General features: G+C 71.5%; 17 protein-coding genes and 1 pseudogene. 10 read left to right on the forward strand and 8 right to left on the reverse strand.

Annotated features, from left to right (window positions below):
* The first annotated feature begins 36 nt into the window (after positions 1-36).
* Entirely contained in the window at positions 37-474 is a 438-nt protein-coding gene (locus OVA28_RS12300; protein ID WP_194661065.1) for an RDD family protein, read from the forward strand.
* Positions 475-724: 250 nt separating this feature from the next.
* On the opposite strand, the gene OVA28_RS12305 is transcribed toward OVA28_RS12300, so the two are convergent.
* Positions 725-1,444 carry a DUF4191 family protein gene (locus tag OVA28_RS12305; RefSeq protein WP_268097159.1) on the reverse strand — a complete coding sequence of 240 codons (720 nt, stop codon included), beginning with the start codon at positions 1,442-1,444 and terminating at the stop codon, positions 725-727.
* 127 nt (positions 1,445-1,571) lie between these two features.
* Here OVA28_RS12305 and OVA28_RS12310 point away from each other — a divergent pair, with 127 nt between their 5' ends.
* Entirely contained in the window at positions 1,572-2,351 is a 780-nt protein-coding gene (locus tag OVA28_RS12310; RefSeq protein WP_268097160.1) for a hypothetical protein, read from the forward strand.
* Between the two features lie 129 nt (positions 2,352-2,480).
* Here OVA28_RS12310 and sucB read toward each other — a convergent pair whose 3' ends face one another.
* The 3 genes from sucB to OVA28_RS12325 all read right to left on the reverse strand — a co-directional run bounded on the left by sucB (position 2,481) and on the right by OVA28_RS12325 (position 7,078).
* Positions 2,481-4,010: a 2-oxoglutarate dehydrogenase, E2 component, dihydrolipoamide succinyltransferase gene (gene sucB / locus OVA28_RS12315; RefSeq protein ID WP_194661062.1), complete on the reverse strand. Its 1,530-nt coding sequence runs from the start codon at positions 4,008-4,010 to the stop codon at positions 2,481-2,483.
* 61 nt (positions 4,011-4,071) lie between these two features.
* On the reverse strand, positions 4,072-5,445 hold the full coding sequence (gene lpdA / locus OVA28_RS12320) for a dihydrolipoyl dehydrogenase (RefSeq protein ID WP_194661061.1): 1,374 nt from the start codon (positions 5,443-5,445) through the stop codon (positions 4,072-4,074).
* 154 nt (positions 5,446-5,599) lie between these two features.
* Complete coding sequence (locus OVA28_RS12325) at positions 5,600-7,078, reverse strand: leucyl aminopeptidase (protein WP_268097161.1); 1,479 nt, start codon at positions 7,076-7,078, stop codon at positions 5,600-5,602.
* A gap of 84 nt (positions 7,079-7,162) precedes the next feature.
* Between OVA28_RS12325 and OVA28_RS12330 the strand changes: the two genes are divergently transcribed.
* From OVA28_RS12330 to OVA28_RS12350, 5 genes are all read left to right on the forward strand, one after another.
* Positions 7,163-8,077, forward strand: a complete 915-nt coding sequence (locus OVA28_RS12330; protein ID WP_442780794.1) for a proteasome assembly chaperone family protein — start codon at positions 7,163-7,165, stop codon at positions 8,075-8,077.
* A 91-nt stretch (positions 8,078-8,168) separates the two neighbouring features.
* A complete protein-coding gene (locus tag OVA28_RS12335; RefSeq protein ID WP_268097162.1) occupies positions 8,169-9,488 on the forward strand; it encodes an MFS transporter in 1,320 nt (439 codons plus the stop codon).
* Between the two features lie 258 nt (positions 9,489-9,746).
* Positions 9,747-11,030 (forward strand): RNA polymerase sigma factor, encoded by a 1,284-nt coding sequence (locus OVA28_RS12340; protein ID WP_194661058.1) that lies wholly within the window; start codon positions 9,747-9,749, stop codon positions 11,028-11,030.
* Between the two features lie 8 nt (positions 11,031-11,038).
* Positions 11,039-12,298 (forward strand): MurT ligase domain-containing protein, encoded by a 1,260-nt coding sequence (locus tag OVA28_RS12345; RefSeq protein WP_194661057.1) that lies wholly within the window; start codon positions 11,039-11,041, stop codon positions 12,296-12,298.
* Positions 12,295-13,068, forward strand: a complete 774-nt coding sequence (locus OVA28_RS12350) for a type 1 glutamine amidotransferase (RefSeq protein ID WP_268097163.1) — start codon at positions 12,295-12,297, stop codon at positions 13,066-13,068. Before OVA28_RS12345 ends, OVA28_RS12350 begins: the two co-directional genes overlap by 4 nt.
* Positions 13,069-13,235: 167 nt before the next feature.
* Here OVA28_RS12350 and OVA28_RS12355 read toward each other — a convergent pair whose 3' ends face one another.
* Positions 13,236-13,460: a DUF7455 domain-containing protein gene (locus OVA28_RS12355; protein WP_194661055.1), complete on the reverse strand. Its 225-nt coding sequence runs from the start codon at positions 13,458-13,460 to the stop codon at positions 13,236-13,238.
* A 167-nt stretch (positions 13,461-13,627) separates the two neighbouring features.
* On the opposite strand from OVA28_RS12355, the pseudogene OVA28_RS12360 reads away from it, so the two are divergent.
* Positions 13,628-15,755, forward strand: a pseudogene (locus OVA28_RS12360) (DNA gyrase/topoisomerase IV subunit B).
* 195 nt (positions 15,756-15,950) lie between these two features.
* Here OVA28_RS12360 and OVA28_RS12365 read toward each other — a convergent pair.
* The gene (locus OVA28_RS12365) at positions 15,951-18,437 is read right to left on the reverse strand and encodes a DNA gyrase/topoisomerase IV subunit A (RefSeq protein WP_268097164.1); all 2,487 of its coding nucleotides are present in this window, start codon (positions 18,435-18,437) and stop codon (positions 15,951-15,953) included.
* A 25-nt stretch (positions 18,438-18,462) separates the two neighbouring features.
* Here OVA28_RS12365 and OVA28_RS12370 point away from each other — a divergent pair, with 25 nt between their 5' ends.
* Positions 18,463-19,614, forward strand: coding sequence for an alkaline phosphatase family protein (locus OVA28_RS12370; RefSeq protein WP_268097165.1), 1,152 nt, complete (start codon positions 18,463-18,465; stop codon positions 19,612-19,614).
* Between the two features lie 97 nt (positions 19,615-19,711).
* Here the strand turns inward: OVA28_RS12370 and sepH are convergent, their stop codons facing one another.
* Positions 19,712-20,725: a septation protein SepH gene (sepH, locus tag OVA28_RS12375; protein WP_268097166.1), complete on the reverse strand. Its 1,014-nt coding sequence runs from the start codon at positions 20,723-20,725 to the stop codon at positions 19,712-19,714.
* Between the two features lie 298 nt (positions 20,726-21,023).
* On the opposite strand from sepH, the gene OVA28_RS12380 reads away from it, so the two are divergent.
* Complete coding sequence (locus tag OVA28_RS12380) at positions 21,024-21,323, forward strand: DUF4193 domain-containing protein (RefSeq protein WP_031263038.1); 300 nt, start codon at positions 21,024-21,026, stop codon at positions 21,321-21,323.
* Between the two features lie 108 nt (positions 21,324-21,431).
* On the opposite strand, the gene OVA28_RS12385 is transcribed toward OVA28_RS12380, so the two are convergent.
* Positions 21,432-21,863, reverse strand: a complete 432-nt coding sequence (locus OVA28_RS12385) for a DUF3093 domain-containing protein (protein ID WP_194661050.1) — start codon at positions 21,861-21,863, stop codon at positions 21,432-21,434.
* Positions 21,864-21,890: the final 27 nt, after the last annotated feature.

Genomic DNA, 21,890 nt, shown 5'->3' on the forward strand with positions numbered 1-21,890 from the left:
GCGTGTTACGCACCCGGTGTCGCCTACCCTGGGGACATGGCCCGCCCCACCTCGTCGTCCCCCTCCGCTGCTGGTGCCGGTGCGGGGGAGTGGCCCGGCAAGGTCCTCGGCCTGCCGCAGTCCGGGCCCCGGTCGATGGGCAGCTTCGGGCGGCGGCTGATCGCGCTCGTGATCGACTGGGCGCTCGCGTCCCTCGTGTCGCTCGGCCTCGGGACCTACGGCGACTCGGGCAACTTCGTCACGCTGGCGATCTTCGCCGCGATGCAGGTCGTCTTCATCCCGCTGCTCTCCGGGTCGTTCGGGCAGGTCTGCGTCGGGCTCCGCGTGGTGCCGGTCCGTGGCGGCTACGTCGGGGTGTGGCGGCCGATCGTCCGCACCGTGCTGCTGTGCATCGTCGTCCCGGTGCTCATCCACGCGAAGGACGGCCGCCCGCTGCACGACGCGGCGGCAGGCACGGTGCTCGTCCGGCGCTGAGGCACCGGGCCGCTCGCCCGGCGCGCGCCCGGCGCGCACGCGGCGCGACGACGCCGGCCCTGGTGCGAGTTCGGCCACTCCGTGCCCGGTCGTGGCCCCGCATGGGGTGGGCGACCTCGCACCAGCTCGTGGAGCGCGCACGGTGCGCCTCCCCGTGGGCCGCGTCGCAACCGCCGCAGCCCGCGGGCCCCACGACGCAGAACGCCCCCGACCGCAGTGGTCGGGGGCGTCCAACGACGTCAGGGCGTGGTCAGCGCGGACGACCTGCGCGGACACGGGTCGGGTCGATGCCCTTGGGGATCGCCGACGCCGGGCTCTGCGTGAGGGAGTCGAGGCGGTTTGCGACCGCGAGGACCTCGTTGCGGTTGAGCGACTTCTTGTACTTGTTCATCGCACGGGGGAGCTTGTGCAGCGTGACGGCGTCCGAGCCCTCACCGACGTGCACGACGTGCACGGGGACGTTCGGGACGATGCGCTGGACCTTGCGGCGCTCCTCGTCCACCTGGCGGGAGATGTTGCCGACCTGGCCCTCGGTGATGAGGACGACGCCGGGCGTGCCCACGGCGCGGTAGACGGCGGACTGCGAACGGCCGTGGACGGCGACGGGCATCTCGCTGGAGCGCCACTGGCGACGGAGGGAGTTCGACAGCACGGCACCGACGGCACCGGGCTGGCCCTCGATCTGCGAGTACGCCGCCCGTTCGGCCAGACGACCGAGCACGATCAGGAAGAGCAGCACACCGAGGAGCACGCCGGCGAGGATCCAGAGGACGACCGCGAGCCAGTTCTGCCCCGGCAGCAGCAGGGCCAGGAGCACCCCGAGGACGACGGGCACGAGGAACGCGGCGGCGAACCACCAGATCGACGTCGGGTCAGCCCGACGGGTCATCTGGAAGACCTGGAACATCTGCTTCAGACGTCCCGGCTCCTTCGCCTTCGCCTTCGTGTCGGTCGAGCTGCTTCGTGCCATGCCCCCAGGATACGGCCTGACGGCCGTCATGTGGACCGTGGGTGAACTGGCTGTGGGCGAACGGGGTTCTCCACAGACGGTCGCACCGGGCCGGGAGGCTCGTCCCGCCTCCACCACGCTGGTCACCATGGCAACGACCACCGTCGAACACCGCTGGTCCGGTCCGGACACCGGCCGCTACGCCCTGTGGGTGGCCGACCGCTGCGCGTCCGAGCCCCAGCACTGCGTGCGGGTCACCACGGTCGGCCGCAGTCCCGACGGCCGCCTCGTGGTGCAGACCGAGCAGCTCACCGGCACGCCGCTCCCCGACGCCCTCGACCGCATCGGCGTGCCGACGGTCGGGGTGGCCGTCACCCTGACGCTCCCGCTGCTCGAACTGGCCATCGACGCCGCAGCGGGAGCCGTGGTGCTCGGTGGCGCCCGTGCCGACGACGTCCTCGTCGACGACTCCGGCGCACCGGTCCTCGTCGACCACCCGCCCGATGCCGACCCGGGCTCGTCACCGCTGCGGACGTCGGAGGCGCCGGGCGTCACCGCACTGGTGCGGGCCGCGCGCGCGGTGTGGGAGCGGGTCGACCACCGCGAGCCCTGCCGTGCGGCGGTGGACGGCGCCGTCGCCGGGGCGCTCGGGGGTGCGGTGGAGGACCTCCGACGTCTCGTCGCCGTCGTGCACGCGACGGGCCCGCCGCGGCCCGTCCGGTGGGAGCCCCCGGCGGACGTCTACGCCGTCGTGGCCCCGGCCCCGCCGGAGCCGACGGGCCTCCTCGCCGTGGTGCAGGACGTCGTCGAGCGCGGGGTCCGGCTCGGCAGGGGCGGCGTCCGGGTGCCCGCGCGGGCGTTGCTCGTCGGGGTCGTCGTCGCCAGCGGCCTCGTGGCGGCCGGGGTGCTGGGCCTCAGCGCCGCGTGACGCCGGACCGAGGACCACCGCCGACACCGATCGTCGACACGCGCCGACGGCCCACGCGGCCGACACACGCCGACGGCCCCGGCTCCCACGAGGGGAACCGGGGCCGTCGGTCGGACCTGGACGTGCGGGTCAGTACCCCAGGTTCGGAGCGAAGTTGCCCTCTTCGAGGCGGTTCTTCACCGCGACGAGGTAGCGCGACGCGTCCGCACCGTCGATGATCCGGTGGTCGTACGACAGCGCCAGGTACACGAACGAGCGGATCGCGATGGCCTCTTGCCCGTCCACCTTCACGACGGCCGGACGCTTGGTCACGATGCCCGTCCCGAGGATGGCCGACTGCGGCAGGAACACGACCGGGGTGTCGAACAGTGCACCGCGCGAACCCGTGTTGGTCAGCGTGAAGGTGCCGCCGGCGAGCTCGTCGGGCTTCAGCTGGTTGTTGCGGGTGCGCTCGGCGAGGTCGGCGATCGCCTTCGAGAACTGCGCGAGGTCGAGCGACGCGGCGTCCTTGATCACCGGGGTGAGCAGGCCGCGCTCGGTGTCGACCGCGATCGAGACGTTCTCCGTCTCCGGGTACACGATCTCCTCACCATCGACGGTCGAGTTGATCTTCGGGTGCGCCTTGAGCGCTTCCGATGCCGCCAGGGCGAAGAACGGCATGAAGGAGAGCTTCGCGCCGGTCTTCTCGAGGAACTCGGCCTTGTGGGCGTCGCGGAACTGCGCCACCTTCGTGACGTCGACCTCGACGACGCTCGTCAGCTGTGCGGTCGAGGTCATCGACTGCACGGCCCGCTCGGCGACGACCTTGCGCAGGCGCGTCATCTTCTCGCGGGTGCCACGGAGCGGGGAGACCTCGGCCACGAACGGGCCGGACGTCGCCGCGGGGGCAGCGGAGGCAGCAGGAGCCGCGGCGGGCTTGACGGCGGCGAGCACGTCCTCCTTGCGGATGCGCCCACCGACACCGGTGCCGGTGACGGTCGACAGGTCGACGCCCTGCTCGTTGGCGAGCTTGCGCACCAGCGGCGTGACGTAGCCGGAGGCGGCGCCGTTCTGCGACGGGTTCGGGACCTCAGCGGACGCCGTCGGCGCACTCGACACCGCAGCGGCCGGGGCCGGCACGGCGGCGGGAGCCGGGGCAGCGGCGGCCGGGGGAGCCGGCACGGCCGCGGGCGGCGGCACTGGGGCGGCCTGCGGCACGGGTGCGGCGGCCGGCGGTGCGGACGGCGCTGCGGGTGCTGCTGGCTGGGTCTGTCCGGCCGGGGCCGGCTCGGGCTCGGTGGGCTCCGGGGCCTTGGCCTCGGTGTCCTGCTCCGTGCTCGGCTCGGCTGCGGGCGCTTCCTGGTCGGCAGCGGCCTCGTTCGACTCGGACGAGTCCGACGCCGAGGAGTCCGACGAACCGGAGTCGCCGTCGGAGGACCCGGAGCCGTCGCCGATCTTCACCAGCGGGGTGCCGACCTCGACGGTCTCGTCCTCCTGGACCAGGATCTCCTCGACGACACCGGCGATCGGCGACGGGATCTCGGTGTCGACCTTGTCGGTCGAGACCTCGAGCAGCGGCTCGTCGACCTCGACCCGGTCACCGACGTTCTTCAGCCATCGGGTCACCGTGCCCTCGGTGACGCTCTCGCCGAGCGCCGGGAGGTTGACGGATTCGCTCATCGGGTGGACTCCTCTTCGCAGGGGTGGTTCGTGGTGGGTGTCTGTGTCATCGTGCGCCGGCTCACAGGGCGTGCAGCGGCTTGCCCGCGAGGTGCATCAGCGCTTCGCCGAGGGCTTCGCTCTGGGTCGGGTGCGCGTGGATGAGCGGCGCGACGTCCTCCGGGTGGGCTTCCCAGTTCACGGCGAGCTGGGCCTCGGCGATGAGCTCGCCGACGCGTGCGCCGATCATGCTGATGCCGACGACGGGGCCGTCGACGACGCGCACGACCTTGACCGCACCGGACGTGCCGATGATGTGGCTCTTGCCGTTGCCGGCGAGGTTGTACTCGTACGAGTCGACCTTGTCGGCGCCGTACTCCTCTTCGGCCTTCGACTGCGAGAGGCCGACCGAGGCGACCTCGGGGTCGGAGTAGGTGACCTTCGGGATGTTCTTGTCCTCGATGACCACCGGGTTGAGCCCGGCGATCTCCTCGGCGACGAAGATGCCCTGCTGGAAGCCGCGGTGCGCGAGCTGCAGGCCGGGGACGATGTCGCCGACGGCGTACACGTTCGGCACGTTCGTCGCGAGGCGCTCGTTCGTGATGACGAAGCCGCGGTCCATCGTGATGCCGACCTCGTCGTAGCCGACGTTCTGCGTGACGGGGCCACGGCCGACGGCGACGAGCAGCACGTCACCGTCGAAGGTCTTGCCGTCCTCGAGCGTGACGACGACGCCGTTCTCGTGCTGTTCCACGCCCTGGAACCGCGTGCCGAGCGAGAACTCGATGCCGCGCTTGCGGAACGCGCGCTCGAGCTGCTTCGACATCGACTCGTCCTCGGCGGGGACCAGGTGGGGCAGGCCCTCGACGATGGTGACCTCGGCGCCGAACGACTTCCAGACGCTGGCGAACTCGACGCCGATGACGCCGCCGCCGAGGATGACGACCTTGTTCGGGACGTAGTCCATGCGGAGGGCGGTCTCGGAGGTGATGACCCGGCCGCCGATCTCGAGCCCGGGGAGGGACTTCGAGTACGACCCGGTGGCCAGCACGACGTTCTTGCCGGTGACGGTCTGGTCGCCGACCTGCACGGTGTTCTGCGAGGTCAGGCGGCCCCAGCCCTCGACGACGGTGATGCCGCGGGCCTTGATGAGCCCCTGCAGGCCCTTGTACTTGGAGTTGATGACGCCCTGCTGGTACTCGATGACCTTCGGCACGTCGACACCGGCGAACTCGGCGAGGACGCCGTACTTCTCGGCGTCACGGGCGCCGTCGGCGATCTCGGCCGAGTGCAGCAGCGCCTTCGTCGGGATGCAGCCGCGGTGCAGGCAGGTCCCTCCGAGCTTGTCGCCCTCGATGAGCGCGACGCTCATCCCGAGCTCGGCTGCCCGGAGCGCAGCGGCGTACCCGCCGCTCCCGCCACCGAGGACCACGACGTCGTAAGTCTGTTCCGTCACCTGGTGCAACTCCCTCGTGCATGTCGGGGCCGGTCGGGCCCGCACATGGACACCACCGCGGCGGCGTCCGACGGTCGGACCGCGTGGTTCCGGTCCCGTCCCGTGTCGTTCCGGTGGGTGGCGTCGTGACGCCAGCCCACCGGAACCAAACCTACTACTTGGACTGGAGGTCTTCTGCGAGCGAGATGAGGGTGCGGACCATCGCACCGGTCGGTCCCTTGCCCTGCCACCCGTAGCCGCCGCCCTTGTTCTCCGAGGGGCCCGCGATGTCGAGGTGCGCCCAGGGGACACCCTCGCCCACGAAGCGCTCCAGGAACTTGCCTGCGAGCAGCATGCCGCCGGCCGGGTTGCCGACCGTGGCGTTCACCATGTCGGCGACGTCGCTGGCGAGCCGGGCGTCGAGCTCCTCGGGGAGGGGCATCGGCCAGATCGGCTCGGCGACGGACTCGGCGAGGGCGCGGACCCGGGCCACGAGGTCGTCGGTGCCCATCAGGCCGGTGGTGCGGTCGCCGAGCGCGACGACCTGGGCGCCGGTGAGCGTGGCGACGTCGACGACCGCGTCGGGCTGCTCGAGCGAGGCCGCGGCGAGACCGTCACCGAGGACGAGACGGCCCTCGGCGTCGGTGTTCGTGACCTCGACGGTCTTGCCGTTCTTGAGCGTCAGGACGTCCCCGGGGCGGATCGCCGACCCGGACGGCATGTTCTCGGCCAGGCAGAGCCACGCGGTGACCTTGACGTCGAGGCCGAGGCGAGCAGCCGCCACGGTGGCGGCGAGCACGGTCGCGGCACCGGTCATGTCGGTCTTCATGCCGAGCATCGACGCGGCCGGCTTGAGGGAGAGCCCGCCGGAGTCGAACGTGATGCCCTTGCCGACGAGGGCGAGGTGCTTCGTGGCGGACTCCGGCGCGTACCGGACGACGACCAGACGCGGGGGACGGACGGAGCCGGCCCCGACGCCGAGGATGCCGCCGAAGCCCTGCTCCTCGAGCGCGGTCTCGTCGAGCACCTCGACGGTCAGGGGCAGCTCGCCGGCGAACCCGGAGGCAACGTCCGCGACGTCCGACGGGCCGAGGTCCAGCGCGGCGGTGTTGACGAGGTCGCGCACCAGGGCGGCGGCGTCGGCGACGATCGCCGGACGCACCGTGGCGTCCGCGACGGCGGACGGGGCGAGCACGACGACGCGCTGGTCGCCGCGCACCGGTCCGGTGCTGCCGGTGCCCTTGTGCCGGGTGAACGAGTAGGCGCCGAGGGCGGCGCCTTCGAGGGCGGCGTCGACGAGCTCGTCGGAGTCGGTCGGCAGCGCGAGCGCGATCGAGGACACGAGGGGGAGCTGGCGGACGGCGCTGCCGGCTGCCGAGCGGACCGCGGCGGCGTCGGTGCCGGAGCCGAGCCCGATCAGCGCGATGCTGCCGGCGCTGACACCGGTGCCGGGCAGGCGCACGAGCTGGTCCTTCGCTCCGGTCACCCCGATCGCCGCGAGGTCGAGGTCGTCGAGCACGGAGAAGGGCGTCGTCGCGGGGGAGACGATCGTCGCGGGAGCGCCGTCGGAGCCGGGGCGGACACCGACGACGAGGACGTCGGCGTCGATCGAGGAGGGGGAGGCGGAGTCGGTGGAGAGCGTCGGTCGGACCATGCTCCAACCCTATCCAGGCGCTGTTCGCTGTCGGCGTGGGCGTCGTGGCCGGTGGTGTCTGCACCCCCGCCTAGCATTGGGACGGTGAACCGCTCCGAGGACCTCTACACGTTCGACGAGTCCGCCCCGACGGTCCCGACCGGCCTGCACCTGGTCGCCGGGCTCACGGGGTTCGCGGACGCCGGCTCGGCGGTGGCCCAGGTGACCACCTCGATCCTCGAGCGGCTGGACACCCGGCTCGTCGCCGAGTTCGACCCGGACGCGCTGCTCGACTGGCGGGCCCGTCGCCCGGTGATCACGTTCGAGCACGACCACATCACCGACATCGAACCGCCCCGGCTCGCCCTGCACCTGGTGCGGGACGAGATCGGGCAGCCGTTCCTCTTCCTCTCCGGGTACGAGCCCGACTTCCAGTGGAACCGGTTCGTCCGCGCCGTGACCGACCTCGCGGCCGAGCTCCAGGTCGTGGACACGACGTGGGTGCAGTCGATCCCGATGCCCGTGCCGCACACGCGCCCGGTCAGCCTCACCGTGTCGGGCACGCGCGCCGACCTCATCGAGTCGATGAGCGTCTGGAAGCCGGAGACCCAGGCACCGGCGAACGTCCTGCACCTCGTCGAGCACCGGCTCACCGAGCTCGAGCGCCAGGTCACGGGCCTGGTGCTCCTCGTGCCGCACTACCTCTCCGACACGGAGTACCCCGACGCCGCGGTGGCCGCCCTGTCCGGGATCGCCGCCGCCACCGGCCTGATCTTCCCGACCGACGCCCTGCGGGAAGAAGGCCGCGAGTTCGCCCTCCGTGTCGACGAGCAGGTCGCCGGCAACGGCGAACTCCAGCGCCTGGTCGCGGCGCTCGAGGAACGCCACGACACCTACATGGAGGGCAACCCCGTCGGCTCGCCCCTCACCGGCGTCGACGGCGAGGTCCCCACGGCCGACGCGATCGCGGCCGAGCTCGAGCGCTTCCTCGCGGACCGCCGGGACGCCTCCGACGACTGATCCGGGTCGGAGGCTCCACCACAGCCGTCCGCGCCGCGCACGTCCTCCACAGCTCGTCCTGGCAGCGGTGACACGCCGCTAGCCTTGTCGGGTGAACTCCCGCCGTGCCTTCGTCGTGTGGGGCGTCGCGGTCCTCGCGTACGTCCTGGCGGTCGTGCAGCGGTCGTCGCTCGGGGTGTCCGGCGTGGACGCGCAGGACCGCTTCGCGGTCTCCGCCGCCGTCCTGTCCACCCTGGCGGTCGTGCAGATCGCCGTGTACGCGGGACTGCAGATCCCCGTCGGGATCGCCCTCGACCGGATCGGCCCGCGGCGCCTCGTGCTGCTCGGGGCCCTGCTGCTCGTGCTCGGGCAGGCCGTCGTCGCGGTCTCGCCGACGATCGGCCCGGCGGTGGTCGGGCGGGTCCTGGTCGGCGCCGGGGACGCCATGACCTTCATCTCGGTGATCCGCCTGCTGCCGATGTGGTTCAGCGGCCGGATCCTGCCGCAGATCTCGCAGTGGACGGGCAACCTCGGGCAGGTCGGCCAGATCGCCTCGGCGTTCCCCTTCGCGCTGCTGCTGCACACCGCCGGCTGGACGGTGGCGTTCGGGGTGGCCGCAGCAGCCAGTGCCGTCGGGCTCGTGCTGGCGTTCGTCTTCGTGCGGAACGGTCCGGTCCCGGTGCGCACCGACACGATCCCGCTGCCGCACACCTGGTCGGCGGCGTTCCACACGTTCGGGCACGCGCTCCGCCGCCCCGGCACGCAGCTCGGGTTCTGGTCGCACTACGTCACTCAGTCCTCGGGCACGGTGTTCAGCCTGCTCTGGGGCGTGCCGATGCTCCGCGGGCTCGGATACTCCTCGACCGAGGCCGCTGGCTTCCTCACCGTGATCGTCGCCGTCGGGTTCGTCGCCGGGCCGCTCCTCGGGGTGCTCTGCGCCCGGTACCCGCTCCGGCGCTCGAACCTGGTGCTCGGCGTGGTCGTGCTGCTCGGCGTCGTCTGGACGTTCGTGCTCATCTGGCCCGGGCACCCGCCGACCTGGCTCCTCGTGCTGCTCGTCGTCGCGATGGGCATCGGCGGTCCGGGCTCGCTCATCGGCTTCGACTTCGCACGCTCGTTCAACCCGATGGGTTCCCTGGGGTCCGCGAACGGGGTCGTCAACGTCGGGGGCTTCCTCGCGGCCTTCGTGATGATGTTCCTCATCGGCGTGCTCCTCGACGCCGTCGCCCGCGTCACGGGACAGACCGTCTTCGCCTGGTCGAACTTCCGGGTCGCGCTCACCGTGCAGTACGTCGTCGTCGGGTTCGGCGTCGGCATGCTCCTGCACGCCCGCCGTCGCACCCGCGCCCAGATGCACGAACAGGACGGAATACGGGTGGCACCGCTCTGGGTTGCACTCGTTGCACGCCTGCGGAAGCGGACCGTGCAATAATGAAGCCCGGACCCGTTCGGGTCTCCCGTGTACAGGTGCTCCTGCTGGAGCGCGCGTTTCGTCGGGGGACTTGACATGGGTCCTAGTGCTGCCCTGAACGGGCGGTGTCGTCGCCCGGAACGGGCGGTGTCGCTGCCCCGGACGTCCAGCGCTTCCAGGAACGACGGGCCAGTGACGCGGGGGAACTGCGGCTCCGGCCCTGGGTGCAGAGGGAAGGCCACGACCCCATGAACGTGGCACGACGAGAGAGGTGATCGCATGGCTGCCCGGAGCACGACGATCGATCCCACGAAGGACAACGCCGACACGGTGACCGAGGCCGAGAGCCCCGAGACCGACGGCACCGCTGCGCCGAAAAAGCGCGCGACGAAGGCCCCCGCCAAGAAGGCGGCTGCCCCGAAGAAGGCCGCGGTCAAGAAGCCCGCGACGAAGAAGGCCGCGTCCGACGAGGACGAGGACGACGCCGTCGAGCCCGTGGAGGCCGTCGACGCGACGGACGACACCGACGACGACACCGAGGACAAGCCGCGCACCGCCGCGGTGGAGGCCGCCAACGCCGTCGCAGCGGGGGCACTCGTCATCTCGCAGTCCGACGACGACGAGGCGCCGGTCTACTCGACGACGATCACCGGCGCGACCGCCGACCCGGTCAAGGACTACCTCAAGCAGATCGGCAAGGTCGCCCTGCTGAACGCCGAACAAGAGGTCGAGCTCGCGATGCGCATCGAGGCCGGCCTGTTCGCCGAGGACAAGCTGCAGCACACTACCGGCCTCTCGAAGCCCGAGGAGCGCGAGCTCCGCTGGGTCGCTCGGGACGGCCAGCGGGCGAAGTCGCACCTGCTCGGTGCGAACCTCCGCCTCGTCGTGTCGCTCGCCAAGCGCTACACCGGTCGTGGCATGCAGTTCCTCGACCTCATCCAGGAGGGCAACCTGGGCCTCATCCGTGCCGTCGAGAAGTTCGACTACACGAAGGGCTTCAAGTTCTCGACCTACGCCACGTGGTGGATCCGTCAGGCCATCACGCGCGCCATGGCCGACCAGGCCCGCACCATCCGCATCCCGGTGCACATGGTCGAGGTCATCAACAAGCTCGCCCGTGTCCAGCGGCAGATGCTGCAGGACCTGGGCCGCGAGCCCACCCCGGAAGAGCTCGCCCGCGAGCTCGACATGACCCCGGAGAAGGTCGTCGAGGTCCAGAAGTACGGCCGCGAGCCGATCTCGCTCCACACCCCCCTGGGTGAAGACGGTGACTCCGAGTTCGGTGACCTCATCGAGGACACCGAGGCGGTCGTGCCGGCCGACGCGGTGGGCTTCACGATGCTGCAGAAGCAGCTCGAGAGCCTGCTCGACTCCCTGTCCGAGCGCGAGGCCGGTGTCATCCGGATGCGCTTCGGCCTGGGTGACGGTCAGCCGAAGACGCTCGACCAGATCGGTGACACGTTCGGCGTGACGCGTGAGCGCATCCGCCAGATCGAGTCCAAGACGATGGCGAAGCTCCGCCACCCGTCGCGGTCGCAGTCGCTGCGCGACTACCTCGAGTAGGCCGAGCGTTGCGCTTCTTCATCCCGATCCTCATCGGGCGGATCCTCCGCGCCCTCGCCCGTGCGCGGGGCGGGGGGTCCGCCTACCCGGGCTTCATCGTCCTGAAGCTCGTGCCGGACTTCCTGCAGCACGTCACGAAGCAGTTCCCCAACGGGGTCGTCTTCGTGCTGGGGTCGAACGGCAAGTCGACGACGACGCACATGATCTCGGACATCGTCCGGGCGCACGGGCTCCGGGTCTTCACCAACCCGTCGGGCGCGAACCTGCCGCAGGGCATCGCGTCGGCGCTGCTCTCCGAGGTGTCGCTGACCGGCCGGCTCAAGGCGGACATCGGCATCCTCGAGGTCGACGAGGCCTTCGCCGTCGAGCTCGCCGGCATCCTGTCGCCGTCCACCGTGACGATGCTCAACGTGCAGGTCGACCAGCTCTACCGGTTCTTCGAGACCGAGCGCGTCGCGACGATGATGCTCGACACCGCGGCGCTGTCGACCGCGAACGTCATCACGAACCACGACGACCAGTTCCTCGACGCCTACACCGCGGCTCCCGGCCAGCGGGTGCTCCGCTTCGGCGCGAGCGCCGACGTCGTGGCCGCCAGCCCGAACGGACTGCAGAACGCGGACGACTTCGACCGCGCCGACGCCGAACAGACGGTCATCGACGCCGAGGTCTCCGCGCACACCGGCGATGCAGCCACGATCGCCTTCGCCGGTTCGGACATCGCCGTGCGCCTGCCCGCTCGGGGCCTGCACTACGCGGTCGACGCCGCTGCGGCCACCGCGACGGCGAGTGCTGCCCTCGGCGCGCAGTTCCGGACGGACGCCGTCACGCGGGCGTTCTCGACGATGAAGCCGGCGTACGGCCGCGGTGAGCGTCTTCCCATCGCCGGCGAGTCCGCCGAGTTCACGATGTTCAAGAACGCTGCGAGCCTGCAGCTGAACCTCGACGCGCTGCCGGACCACCCCGAGCAGGTGCTCATGGCGATCGACGAGGGCACGCCCGACATCTCGTGGATCTACGACATCGACTTCTCCAAGCTCGACCACGTCGACGTCGTCTCCGGTGACAAGGCCTGGCAGATCGCGATCGCCCTCGAGCACGCCGGAGTCCGCATCGGCCGGGTCGAACCCGACGTCGAGACGGCGATCAAGCACATGCAGGGCCTCGGCACGACGAGCACCGGCACGAAGAACTTCATCGTCAACTACGAGATCATGATGATCGCCCGGAAGGCCCTCGGCCACCCGGACCTGGAGAAGACCGCATGACGGCCGATCGCCTGACCATCCTGCACGTGTACCCGCGGCAGATGGGGGTGTCGGGGGACCGCGGCAACGTGGTCGCCCTGACCCGCCGCGCCGACGCCGCCGGCATCCCGACCGAGGTCGTCGAGTACGCCCCGGGCGACGGCCTGCCCACCGCGGCGGACGTGGTCGTCATCGGGAACGGCCCGCTCAGCGCCATGCGGTCCCTCGGAGCGGACGTCGCGCGCATCGCAGCCCCGCTCCGTGACCTCGCCGCTGCGGGGGTCCCGGTGGTCGCGCTCGGTGGCGGGTTCGACCTGGCGACGAACGAGGTCGTCCCGACCGACGGTGCGCCGGTGCAGGGCTTCGGCGTGTTCGACGCCCGCGCCGTCCGCGGTGCCGAGCGTCGCGTCAACTACTTCGTGCTCGAGACCCGGTACCCGCTGCTCGACGGCGCGTCGAAGCGCCTCGCCGCGTTCGAGGACCACGCCACGCGCATCGAACTCGGCGCCGGGGTCACCCCGTTCGCGGACGTCGTGTCCGGTGGCGGGAACCAGGCCGGCTCGCCGGTGGAGGGCGCCGTCCGTGGGACGTCCTTCGGCACGCACGCGCAGGGCCCGCTCCTGCCGCTGAACCCGGCACTCACGGACGCCGTCCTGGCCGCGGCCGCCGAGCGCGTGGGCCGGTCCTACGCACCCGACCCCGACCGCACGGCGAGCATCGACCGCTACGCGCGGGAAGCCCGCGCCACCGTCGACCGGTTCGTCGACAAGGCGTTCAAGCGCATCGCCTGACGACGCGCTGACGGCGACCGCCTGGAGGCCCGCCACCGGTCCACGAGACCGGTGCCGGGCCTCCAGGCCGTCGGGCGGGTGCATCGGCGGTGGTGCGCCTGTGGCGGTGGACGAACGACGACGGGCCCGGATCCATGTGGATCCGGGCCCGTCCGTGGTTCGTGGTGCTACTTCGACTCGCGGAGTCGGCTGCTCTCGTCGTGCCACTCGATGGCGGTGGCGGCGAGCTTGTCCTTGAACTCCGCGCCGTGGTGGGCGCAGAAGTAGAGTTCCCCGCTGGCCATCGTGGCTCGGATGTAGGCCTGCGCACCGCAGCTGTCACACCGGTCGGCAGCGGTGAGCTGGTGGTTGCTGACGTCGTCGATGGAGAGGTCCTGCACGGTCTGGGTCATTGCTGTGCTCCTCACGGATTGCAGGTGGTGCTTCCTGGTTGCACCATTTCAACACGTGATGCCTGGATGTACGGCATTGGGTGGGCCCATTTCGCTCAGCGCGGACCGATCGTCCCCAGTGCGAGTGTCAGGCGGGTGGTGTCGGCCGTGCTGGGTAGGCTCGGGAGGTGAGCTCCGACTACTCCGCACGGCATCTCTCCGTCCTCGAAGGACTCGAGGCAGTCCGGAAGCGTCCCGGCATGTACATCGGATCGACGGACTCCCGCGGCCTGATGCACTGCCTGTGGGAGGTCATCGACAACTCCGTCGACGAAGCCCTCGCCGGACACGGTGACGAGATCGGCGTGCGGCTGTTCCCGGACGGCTCCGTCCAGGTCACCGACACCGCCCGTGGCATCCCCGTCGACGTCGAGCCGAAGACCGGCCTGACCGGGGTCGAGGTCGTGTTCACGAAGCTCCACGCCGGCGGCAAGTTCGGCTCGGGGTCGTACGCGGCGTCCGGCGGTCTCCACGGGGTGGGCGCCTCGGTCGTCAACGCGCTGTCGGAACGCCTCGACGTCGAGGTCGACCGTGGCGGCAAGACCTACGCGATGTCGTTCCACCGCGGCGAGCCCGGGCTCTTCGACGACTCGGACGGCATCGGACCGGATGCGCCCTTCAGCCCGTTCACCTCGGGCAGCGAGCTGCGCGTGGTCGGCAAGGTCAAGAAGGGCGTCACCGGCTCGCGAGTCCGCTACTGGGCCGACCGACAGATCTTCACCAGGGACGCCGCCTTCAGCATGGCCGACCTGGTCAACCGCGCGCGGCAGACCGCGTTCCTGGTGCCCGGGCTCGGGCTCACCATCACCGACGAGCGCCCCGCCGCCATCACCGCTGCCGCCGAGCGCGCCGCAGCGACCGGGGTCGAGGCCGCCGAGGGTCCGGTCGTCGAGCGCTTCCGGTACGAGGGCGGCATCGGCGAGTTCGTCGAGCACCTCGCCGTCGACGGCGCGAAGACCGACGTCTGGCGCATCCAGGGCTCGGGCACGTTCAAGGAGACCGTGCCGATGCTCGACGACAAGGGCCACATGGTGTCGACCGAGGTCGAACGCACGTGCGAGGTCGACGTCGCCCTGCGCTGGGGCGACGGCTACGAGACCGTGCTGCGCAGCTTCGTCAACATCATCGCCACGCCCAAGGGCGGCACGCACCAGGCGGGGTTCGAGGCCGGGCTGGTGAAGGCCGTCCGGACCCAGGTCGAGGCCAACGCCCGCAAGCTCAAGGGTCGGACAGGACAAGCTCGAGAAGGACGATGTGCTCGCCGGGCTGACCGCCGTGCTGACCGTCCGGCTGCCCGAGCCGCAGTTCGAGGGCCAGACGAAGGAGGTCCTCGGGACGCCGGCGGTCCGTCGTGTCGTGGACTCGGTCGTCGCGAAGCGGATCACCGAGATCCTCACGTCGACGCAGCGCACCGAGAAGGCCCAGGCGGCCGGACTGCTCGAGAAGGTCGTCGCGGAGATGAAGACCCGCATCTCGGCACGGGCGCACAAGGAGACCCAGCGCCGCAAGAACGCGCTCGAGAACTCGTCCCTGCCGACGAAGCTCGCGGACTGCCGGTCGAACGACGTCGAGGGCACCGAGCTGTTCATCGTCGAGGGTGACTCCGCGCTCGGCACCGCCAAGCTGGCGCGCAACAGCGAGTACCAGGCGCTCCTGCCCATCCGCGGCAAGATCCTCAACGTGCAGAAGGCGTCCGTCTCGGACATGCTGTCGAACGCCGAGTGCGCCTCGATCATCCAGGTGATCGGTGCCGGCTCCGGTCGCACGTTCGAGCTCGACCAGGCCCGCTACGGCAAGGTCATCATCATGTCGGACGCCGACGTCGACGGCGCGCACATCCGCACGTTGCTCCTGACGCTGTTCTTCCGGTACATGCGGCCGATGATCGAGCAGGGGCGGGTCTTCGCCGCCGTGCCGCCGCTGCACCGGGTCGTCGTGATCAACCGCGGCAAGCCGAACGACACGCTGTACACGTACTCGGAGCAGGAGCTGCAGGCCGTGCTGAAGAAGCTGGCGCGGTCGGGCAAGAAGTACCAGGAGCCGATCCAGCGGTACAAGGGGCTCGGCGAGATGGACGCGGACCAGCTCGCGGAGACGACGATGGACCGTGCGCACCGCACCCTGCGCCGGGTCCAGGTGCCCCATGCCGAGTCCGCTGCCAAGGTCTTCGAGCTGCTCATGGGGAACGACGTCGCGCCGCGCAAGGAGTTCATCCTGGCCGGCGAGGGCCTGGACCGCGACCGCATCGACGTGTAGCGCCGCCCGGCCTGGCCGCCTGGCCGCCTAGCGGCAGGGTGGCCTGGCCGGCCGGACCGAGTCTCGGCCGGGCGGACACCTTCGTGCGTTCGGAGCGCGAGTCGTGTCCGCGGGGCCGAGTCTCGGCCGGCGGGGGCGGCTGGCGGACGCGCGCGCCGCGGCCGCGGCGCGGCCGCGGCGCGCGCCGGTCGCGCGCTACACGTCGCCGCGCGTGCCGTCGAGCGTCGCCGCGCTGCCGCCGATCGACCCGACGACGTCGTCGAGCGGGCTGCCCGACCCGTCGCGCTTCGACATCCAGTCGGGCAGGGTCCGGGCTGCGCCGTCCGTCCCGACCGCGTGCGGCGGCGCGATGCCGGCCCACGCGACGGTCAGGCCGTCCTCGCCCTTGAGGAACGCGTGCGCCCGCACCCCCTGGGTCGCACGGCCCTTCGCGGGGAACTCGGACAGCGACGAGACCTTCGCGCGCCCGGTGTCCGTGCCGGGCAGGGCGGACGAGGACGTGGAGACGGTGGCGACGACGGCGTCCTCGGACGGTGTGACGGCGCCGAACCAGATCACCGAGGCACCAGAGGCCACCGCCACGCCCGCGACTCCGCCGGCGGGGAGACCCTGGGCACGGACGGCGGCAGCCCCGAACCGCAGCAGTTGCGCGTTCGAGGTGATGAAGACGAGGTCGTCCGACTCGGCCGACTGCGTGGCCCCGACCACCTGGTCGCCGGGCTTCAACCCGATCGCCACGAAGTCGGGCTTGTCCGGCCAGGCTCCGGGGACGACGCGCTTGACGACGCCCTGCGCGGTGCCGATCGCGAGCGAGTGCTCGGACGCCGCGCTGAGGTCCACCACGGCGACGACGGACTCGCCGCGGGGGATGCCGAGGTACTCGTGCACCCGCACGCCGGCGTCGAGCCGGACGGCAGCGGGCGGCACGGACGGCACATCGACGGGGGAGAACCGCACGATGCGGCCGGTCGAGGTCAGCGCGCCGACCTGCCCGCGGACGGTGCTGAGCACGCTGGAGCGGACGGCGTCGTGCTTGGAGCGTTTCGGCACCCGCACGACCCCGAGCTCGGCGGTCGGGACGTCGACCCGCACGAGCCGCCCGGTGGTCGACAGCAGGACGCGGCACGGGGCGTCGGCGACCTGGAGGTCCTCGGGGTCGACCACGGCCTTCTTGCCGCCACGGACCGGGGCGTCGGCCTCGGTCAGCAGCGTGCGACGAGGCGTGGCGAACTTGTCGGAGACCTCTGTGAGCTCCAGTGCGACCTGCGCCCGCAGGCGGTCGTCGGAGGCGAGCAGTTCCTCGAGCGCGGCGATGTCGGCGAGGAGCTGGTCACGCTCGCCCTCGAGCTCCATCCGGGAGAACTTCGTGAGCCGCCGCAGGCGCAGTTCGAGGATGTACTCGGCCTGCACCTCGGACAGGTCGAACACGTCGCGCAGACGGCTGCGTGCGGCCTCGGAGTCGTCGGACGTGCGGATGACCTGGATGACCTCGTCGATGTCGAGGATCGCGATGAGCAGGCCCTCGACCAGGTGCAGGCGTTCGCGTCGGCGTGCGAGCCGGTACTCAGTCCGCCGCGTGACGACGGCGATGCGGTGCTGCACGTAGACGTCGAGGAGCTCGCGCAGGCCGAGCGTGCGCGGGGAGCCGCCGACCAGGGCGACGTTGTTGATGCCGAAGCCCTCTTCGAGCGGGGTGTGCTTGTACAGCTGCTCGAGCACGGCCGCGGGGTTGAAGCCGGACTTGATGCCGATGACGAGCCGCAGCCCGTGGTTGCGGTCGGTCAGGTCGTTGACGTCGGAGATGCCGACGAGCTTCTTGGCCTGGACGCCGTCCTTGATCTTCTCGATCACGCGCTCGGGACCGACGAGGTAGGGCAGCTCGGTGACGACGAGGCCGGTCTTGCGCGGTGACAGGGCCTCGACGCTGACCTTGGCCCGGGTGCGGAAGGTGCCGCGTCCCGTGGCGTAGGCGTCGCGCACGCCCGACAGTCCGACGATCGTGCCGCCGGAGGGCAGGTCCGGCCCCGGCACGTACTCCATCAGTTCCTCGAGCGAGGCCTTCGGGTGCAGGAGCAGGTGCTTGGCGGCCTCGACCACCTCGCCGAGGTTGTGCGGCGCCATGTTCGTCGCCATGCCGACGGCGATGCCGGACGCGCCGTTGACCAGCAGGTTCGGGAACGCTGCGGGCAGCACACCCGGCTGCATGATCTGGTTGTCGTAGTTGGGGACGAAGTCGACGACGTCCTCGCCGAGGTTCTCCGTCATGGCCATCGACGGTTCGGCGAGCCGGGCCTCGGTGTACCGGGCAGCTGCGGGGCCGTCGTCGAGCGAGCCGAAGTTGCCGTGGCCGTCCACCAGCGGCACGCGCATCGTGAACGGCTGCGCCATGCGCACCAGGGCGTCGTAGATGGCGCCGTCGCCGTGCGGGTGCAGCTTGCCCATCACCTCGCCGGTGACGCGGGCGCTCTTCACGTGGCCACGGTCCGGCCGCAGGCCCATCTCCGACATCTGGTACAGGATGCGACGCTGGACGGGCTTGAGGCCGTCGCGGGCGTCGGGCAGGGCACGCGAGTAGATGACCGAGTACGCGTACTCGAGGAACGAGCCCTGCATCTCCTCGGAGACGTCAACGTCCTCGATGCGCTCACCGTCGGGGAGACCGACTGTGTCCGTGCGTGCCATGGGACCTTTCTGGGAGGATCGGAGGGTGACACAGAGCCTACCGACGGCCCCCGACGCCACCGCGAACCTCGCCGACGTGCTGCCGAGTTGCCTCGTGGCCCTCGGCGCTGCGGACGACACGTGGTTGCGGGCACACGGCCTGGAGGCTCGGATCCCGCTCCGTCCCGCCCGTTCCGCGGTCGTCGTCCTGGTCGACGGCCTCGGCGCGAACGCGCTCGGTGCGCGTGCCGGGCACGCCCGGTTCCTGACGGGCTCCCGGAAGCGCCTGCGCAGCGGGTTCCCGACGACGACCGCTGCGGCGCTGTCGACCCTGACGACCGGGCGATCGCCCGGCACGCACGGCGTGGTCGGCTACAGCGGCTGGAGCCCGGACACCGGGGAGGTCGTGAACCTGCTCAGCGGGTGGGACGACGAGGTGCCCGCCGGGTGGCTCCGCACGCCCACCCTGTTCACCGAGGCGCCCGGCATCGGCGTCGACCCCGTGGTCGTCGGTCCGGCGCGGTACGAGTCGTCGGGCATGACCGCGAACGTCCTCAGCGGCGCGCGCTACGTCCCGGCCGACACCGTCGCGCAGCGGGTCGACGCGGCGATCGCGGCCACGCTCACCGGCACGGCGCTCGTCTACCTCTACGTCCCCGAACTCGACTCGATCGCGCACAAGCACGGGTGGCAGTCCGACCGCTGGACCGCGGCGCTGGAGTCGCTCGACGGCGAGCTCGCCCGCCTGGTGGCCGGCGTGGCCCGGGACGTCGGGGTGCTCGTCACGGCGGACCACGGCATCCTCGACGTGCCCGACGAGACGAACATCGCGATCGACCCCGACCGGCGCGAGGACGTCGTCGGGGTCGCGGGTGACCCGCGCGGCCGCCAGCTGACGGTGGGCCCGGGGACGGACGTGCCCGCGCTGGTCGAGGCCGGGAGCAGCACCTACGGCAAGCGGGCGTACGTCGCCAGTCGCGACGAGGCGGTCGCCGCGGGCTGGTTCGGCGCCGTCTCCGAGGACGTGTTGCCGCGCATCGGTGACGTGGTCGTGGTGGCCAGGAGCACGTGGGCCTTCAACGACGACCGGGCGCTCAAGCCCGGAGCGGTGCCGAAGCGGATGATCGGCCAGCACGGGGCGATGACCGACGACGAGCTGCTCGTGCCGCTGCGCCTCGCCGGGGCGTTCGCGAGCTGAGCCTGCGCGCACGACCCGCACCGGGCCCTGGACGGGAGCAGCCCGCCACGGGAGGTGCGTGGCGGGCTGCTGCAGCCCTCCCGGGATGGCGGCGGGATCAGACCTCGTCGTCGGGACGGGTCCCGAACACGATCTCGTCCCAGCTCGGCATCGAGCGTCGGCTGCGCTTCTTGCGTTCCTGGCGGCCCTCGGACTCCGGGGCGGAGGCGGGACGGCCGTCCGGCTGCGGCGCGGTGTCGTTCGTGTCGGTGAAGCCGTGCAGCGGGATGTCCACGACGCTGACGGACCCGCGCTGCTCCTCCTGCTGCTGGTCGGCGAACGTGACGGACTCGCGCTCACCGCGGCGGCGGCGGAGGGCCTCGAGCAGGTCGGCGGTCTCGTTGCCCGGCGGACGCTCCTCGATCTGGGCGGTGCCGATGCGGGGGAGCGGCGCGCGGAGGGGGGCGCGCTCGGGGACCTCGGGGTTCGTGACGACCTCGTCGGGCTCGTCGACACGGAAGGCGCCGGAGTCGAACCGCGTGCCGTCGGTGTCCTGCTGGTCGTACTCGACGGCGCGGAGGCGCGGCGCGAGGCCCTCGTCCTCGGTGTGTGAGAGCCGGTGTGCGTCGCTGGTGTCCGGCGTCAGCGTCGAGGTCTTCGGGTCGAACGTCCACTGGGCGTCGTGCTCGACCTCGCCCGCCGTGTAGCGGACCTGCACCTGCCAGCCGTTCTCCACGTGCTTCCAGCTCGACCACGTGACGCCGGTGGCCTCCCCGGACTCGAGCCGGGCGGTGATCGCGTCGCCGAACACGTCGGGTGCGCTGTCGTCGGACGGCGTCACCGGCACGCGGCGGGCGGCGTCGAGGATGAAGGCGCGTTCGGCGAGGACGGGGCCCTCGAAGCGGCGGACGTACTCGACGTCGACGTCGAGCGCCGAGGCGACGTCGGCCGCGTCGGCACCGCTGCGGATCCGGGCCTGGACGTCCTTCGGGGACACGCGCTTCTGCGGCATGCCGTCGGGGTTCGCCTGTCGGACCTGCCCCGGCAGCGCCGAGGTGACGGGCAACCGGAACTCACTGCCGCCGTCGGTCGCGAGCAGGAGTGCCCCGGACTCCACTCCGATGACTCTCACGTCTTGCATGGTTCCGCCTTCCGAGCAGTTGCGTACGGTCTGCGTCGTACCCCGGAAGTATGCAGGGACACCGGCCGGTTTCCGGGGAGGCGCACGGGCGTGCCGTCGGGGTGTCGCGCACTCGGCTGCACCGGGGTCCGACGGGATCGGGACCGGCCGGCGGGAATGGCCGGACCGCGCGACCGGTTGCACGCCCAGACGAGCCGCTGACCGCTCAGTTTGCATCGAGGCGGCACGTGTTGGATACTGTCGCCGCCGATCTCCGGCGACGACCTCTCGATACGAGAAATGGATGGGCATGGCCACCGATTACGACGCCCCCCGGAAGACCGACGACAACTCCGATTCGGAGTCGATCGAGGCCCTCAAGGAGCGCGTGCCCGACAAGATGTCCGGGGTCGTCGACGACGACTCCGACAACCCCGGCAGCTTCGAACTCGCCGGACAGGACCTCAGCGACGTCGACCTCGACGTCGTCGTGCTGCCCCCGCAGGTGGACGAGTTCACCTGCGTCGAGTGCTTCCTCGTGAAGCACCGGTCGCAGCTCGACCACGAGTCGAAGCTCGGCCCGGTCTGCGCGGAGTGCGCGGCGCTCTAGGGCACGCACGCGAACGACGAACGGCCCGCATCCCTCCTGGGGTGCGGGCCGTTCGTCATGTGTCGGGCCTCCCCATGGCGTCGACGGGGGCTGGTGCGCCGACGGGCGTCAGGAGCGCAGTGCGGCGACGACCTTGTCCGGGTTGCGCACACTGACGAGCCAGTACGGGGTGGGGTCGGCGTCGTCGCGGACCTCGACGCGCACGACGGGCCGGACGTACCCACGGAAGAGCGTCCATGCCCGGGCGTCGAGCTTCGGCCCGCGCTGGGTCGTGGCCTCGGCCCCGTGGAACGGCACGGCCTCGCCGACGACCGCACGCGGCAGGTGGGCCCGCCCGGCGCGGAACTCGGTGTCGGTCACCTCGACCACGGGTGCGACGGCCCAGAGGAGCACGAGCACCCCGACCTCCATCGCCGCGGCGACGATGATCCCCGTCACGATGCTGATCGGCAGGAACACGAGCAGGCTCGCGGGGATGACGAGCGCCGTCGCCAGGTACAGGCTCGGCGGCGCCCAGAGACGTTCGCGGTACAGGGTCACGAGACCATTCGACCACGAGTCACCTGA

The sequence above is a fragment of the Curtobacterium sp. SL109 genome, from assembly GCF_026672405.1.
Taxonomy (GTDB): Bacteria; Actinomycetota; Actinomycetes; order Actinomycetales; family Microbacteriaceae; genus Curtobacterium.

Excerpts from the sequence above, each read along its gene's own strand:
- OVA28_RS12300 (WP_194661065.1), top strand. The coding sequence starts at position 37 with ATGGCCCGCCCCACCTCGTCGTCCCCCTCCGCTGCTGGTGCCGGTGCG.
- OVA28_RS12305 (WP_268097159.1), bottom strand. The coding sequence starts at position 1,444 with ATGGCACGAAGCAGCTCGACCGACACGAAGGCGAAGGCGAAGGAGCCG.
- OVA28_RS12310 (WP_268097160.1), top strand. The coding sequence starts at position 1,572 with ATGGCAACGACCACCGTCGAACACCGCTGGTCCGGTCCGGACACCGGC.
- sucB (WP_194661062.1), bottom strand. The coding sequence starts at position 4,010 with ATGAGCGAATCCGTCAACCTCCCGGCGCTCGGCGAGAGCGTCACCGAG.
- OVA28_RS12325 (WP_268097161.1), bottom strand. The coding sequence starts at position 7,078 with ATGGTCCGACCGACGCTCTCCACCGACTCCGCCTCCCCCTCCTCGATC.
- OVA28_RS12340 (WP_194661058.1), top strand. The coding sequence starts at position 9,747 with ATGGCTGCCCGGAGCACGACGATCGATCCCACGAAGGACAACGCCGAC.
- OVA28_RS12350 (WP_268097163.1), top strand. The coding sequence starts at position 12,295 with ATGACGGCCGATCGCCTGACCATCCTGCACGTGTACCCGCGGCAGATG.
- OVA28_RS12355 (WP_194661055.1), bottom strand. The coding sequence starts at position 13,460 with ATGACCCAGACCGTGCAGGACCTCTCCATCGACGACGTCAGCAACCAC.
- OVA28_RS12365 (WP_268097164.1), bottom strand. The coding sequence starts at position 18,437 with ATGGCACGCACGGACACAGTCGGTCTCCCCGACGGTGAGCGCATCGAG.
- OVA28_RS12380 (WP_031263038.1), top strand. The coding sequence starts at position 21,024 with ATGGCCACCGATTACGACGCCCCCCGGAAGACCGACGACAACTCCGAT.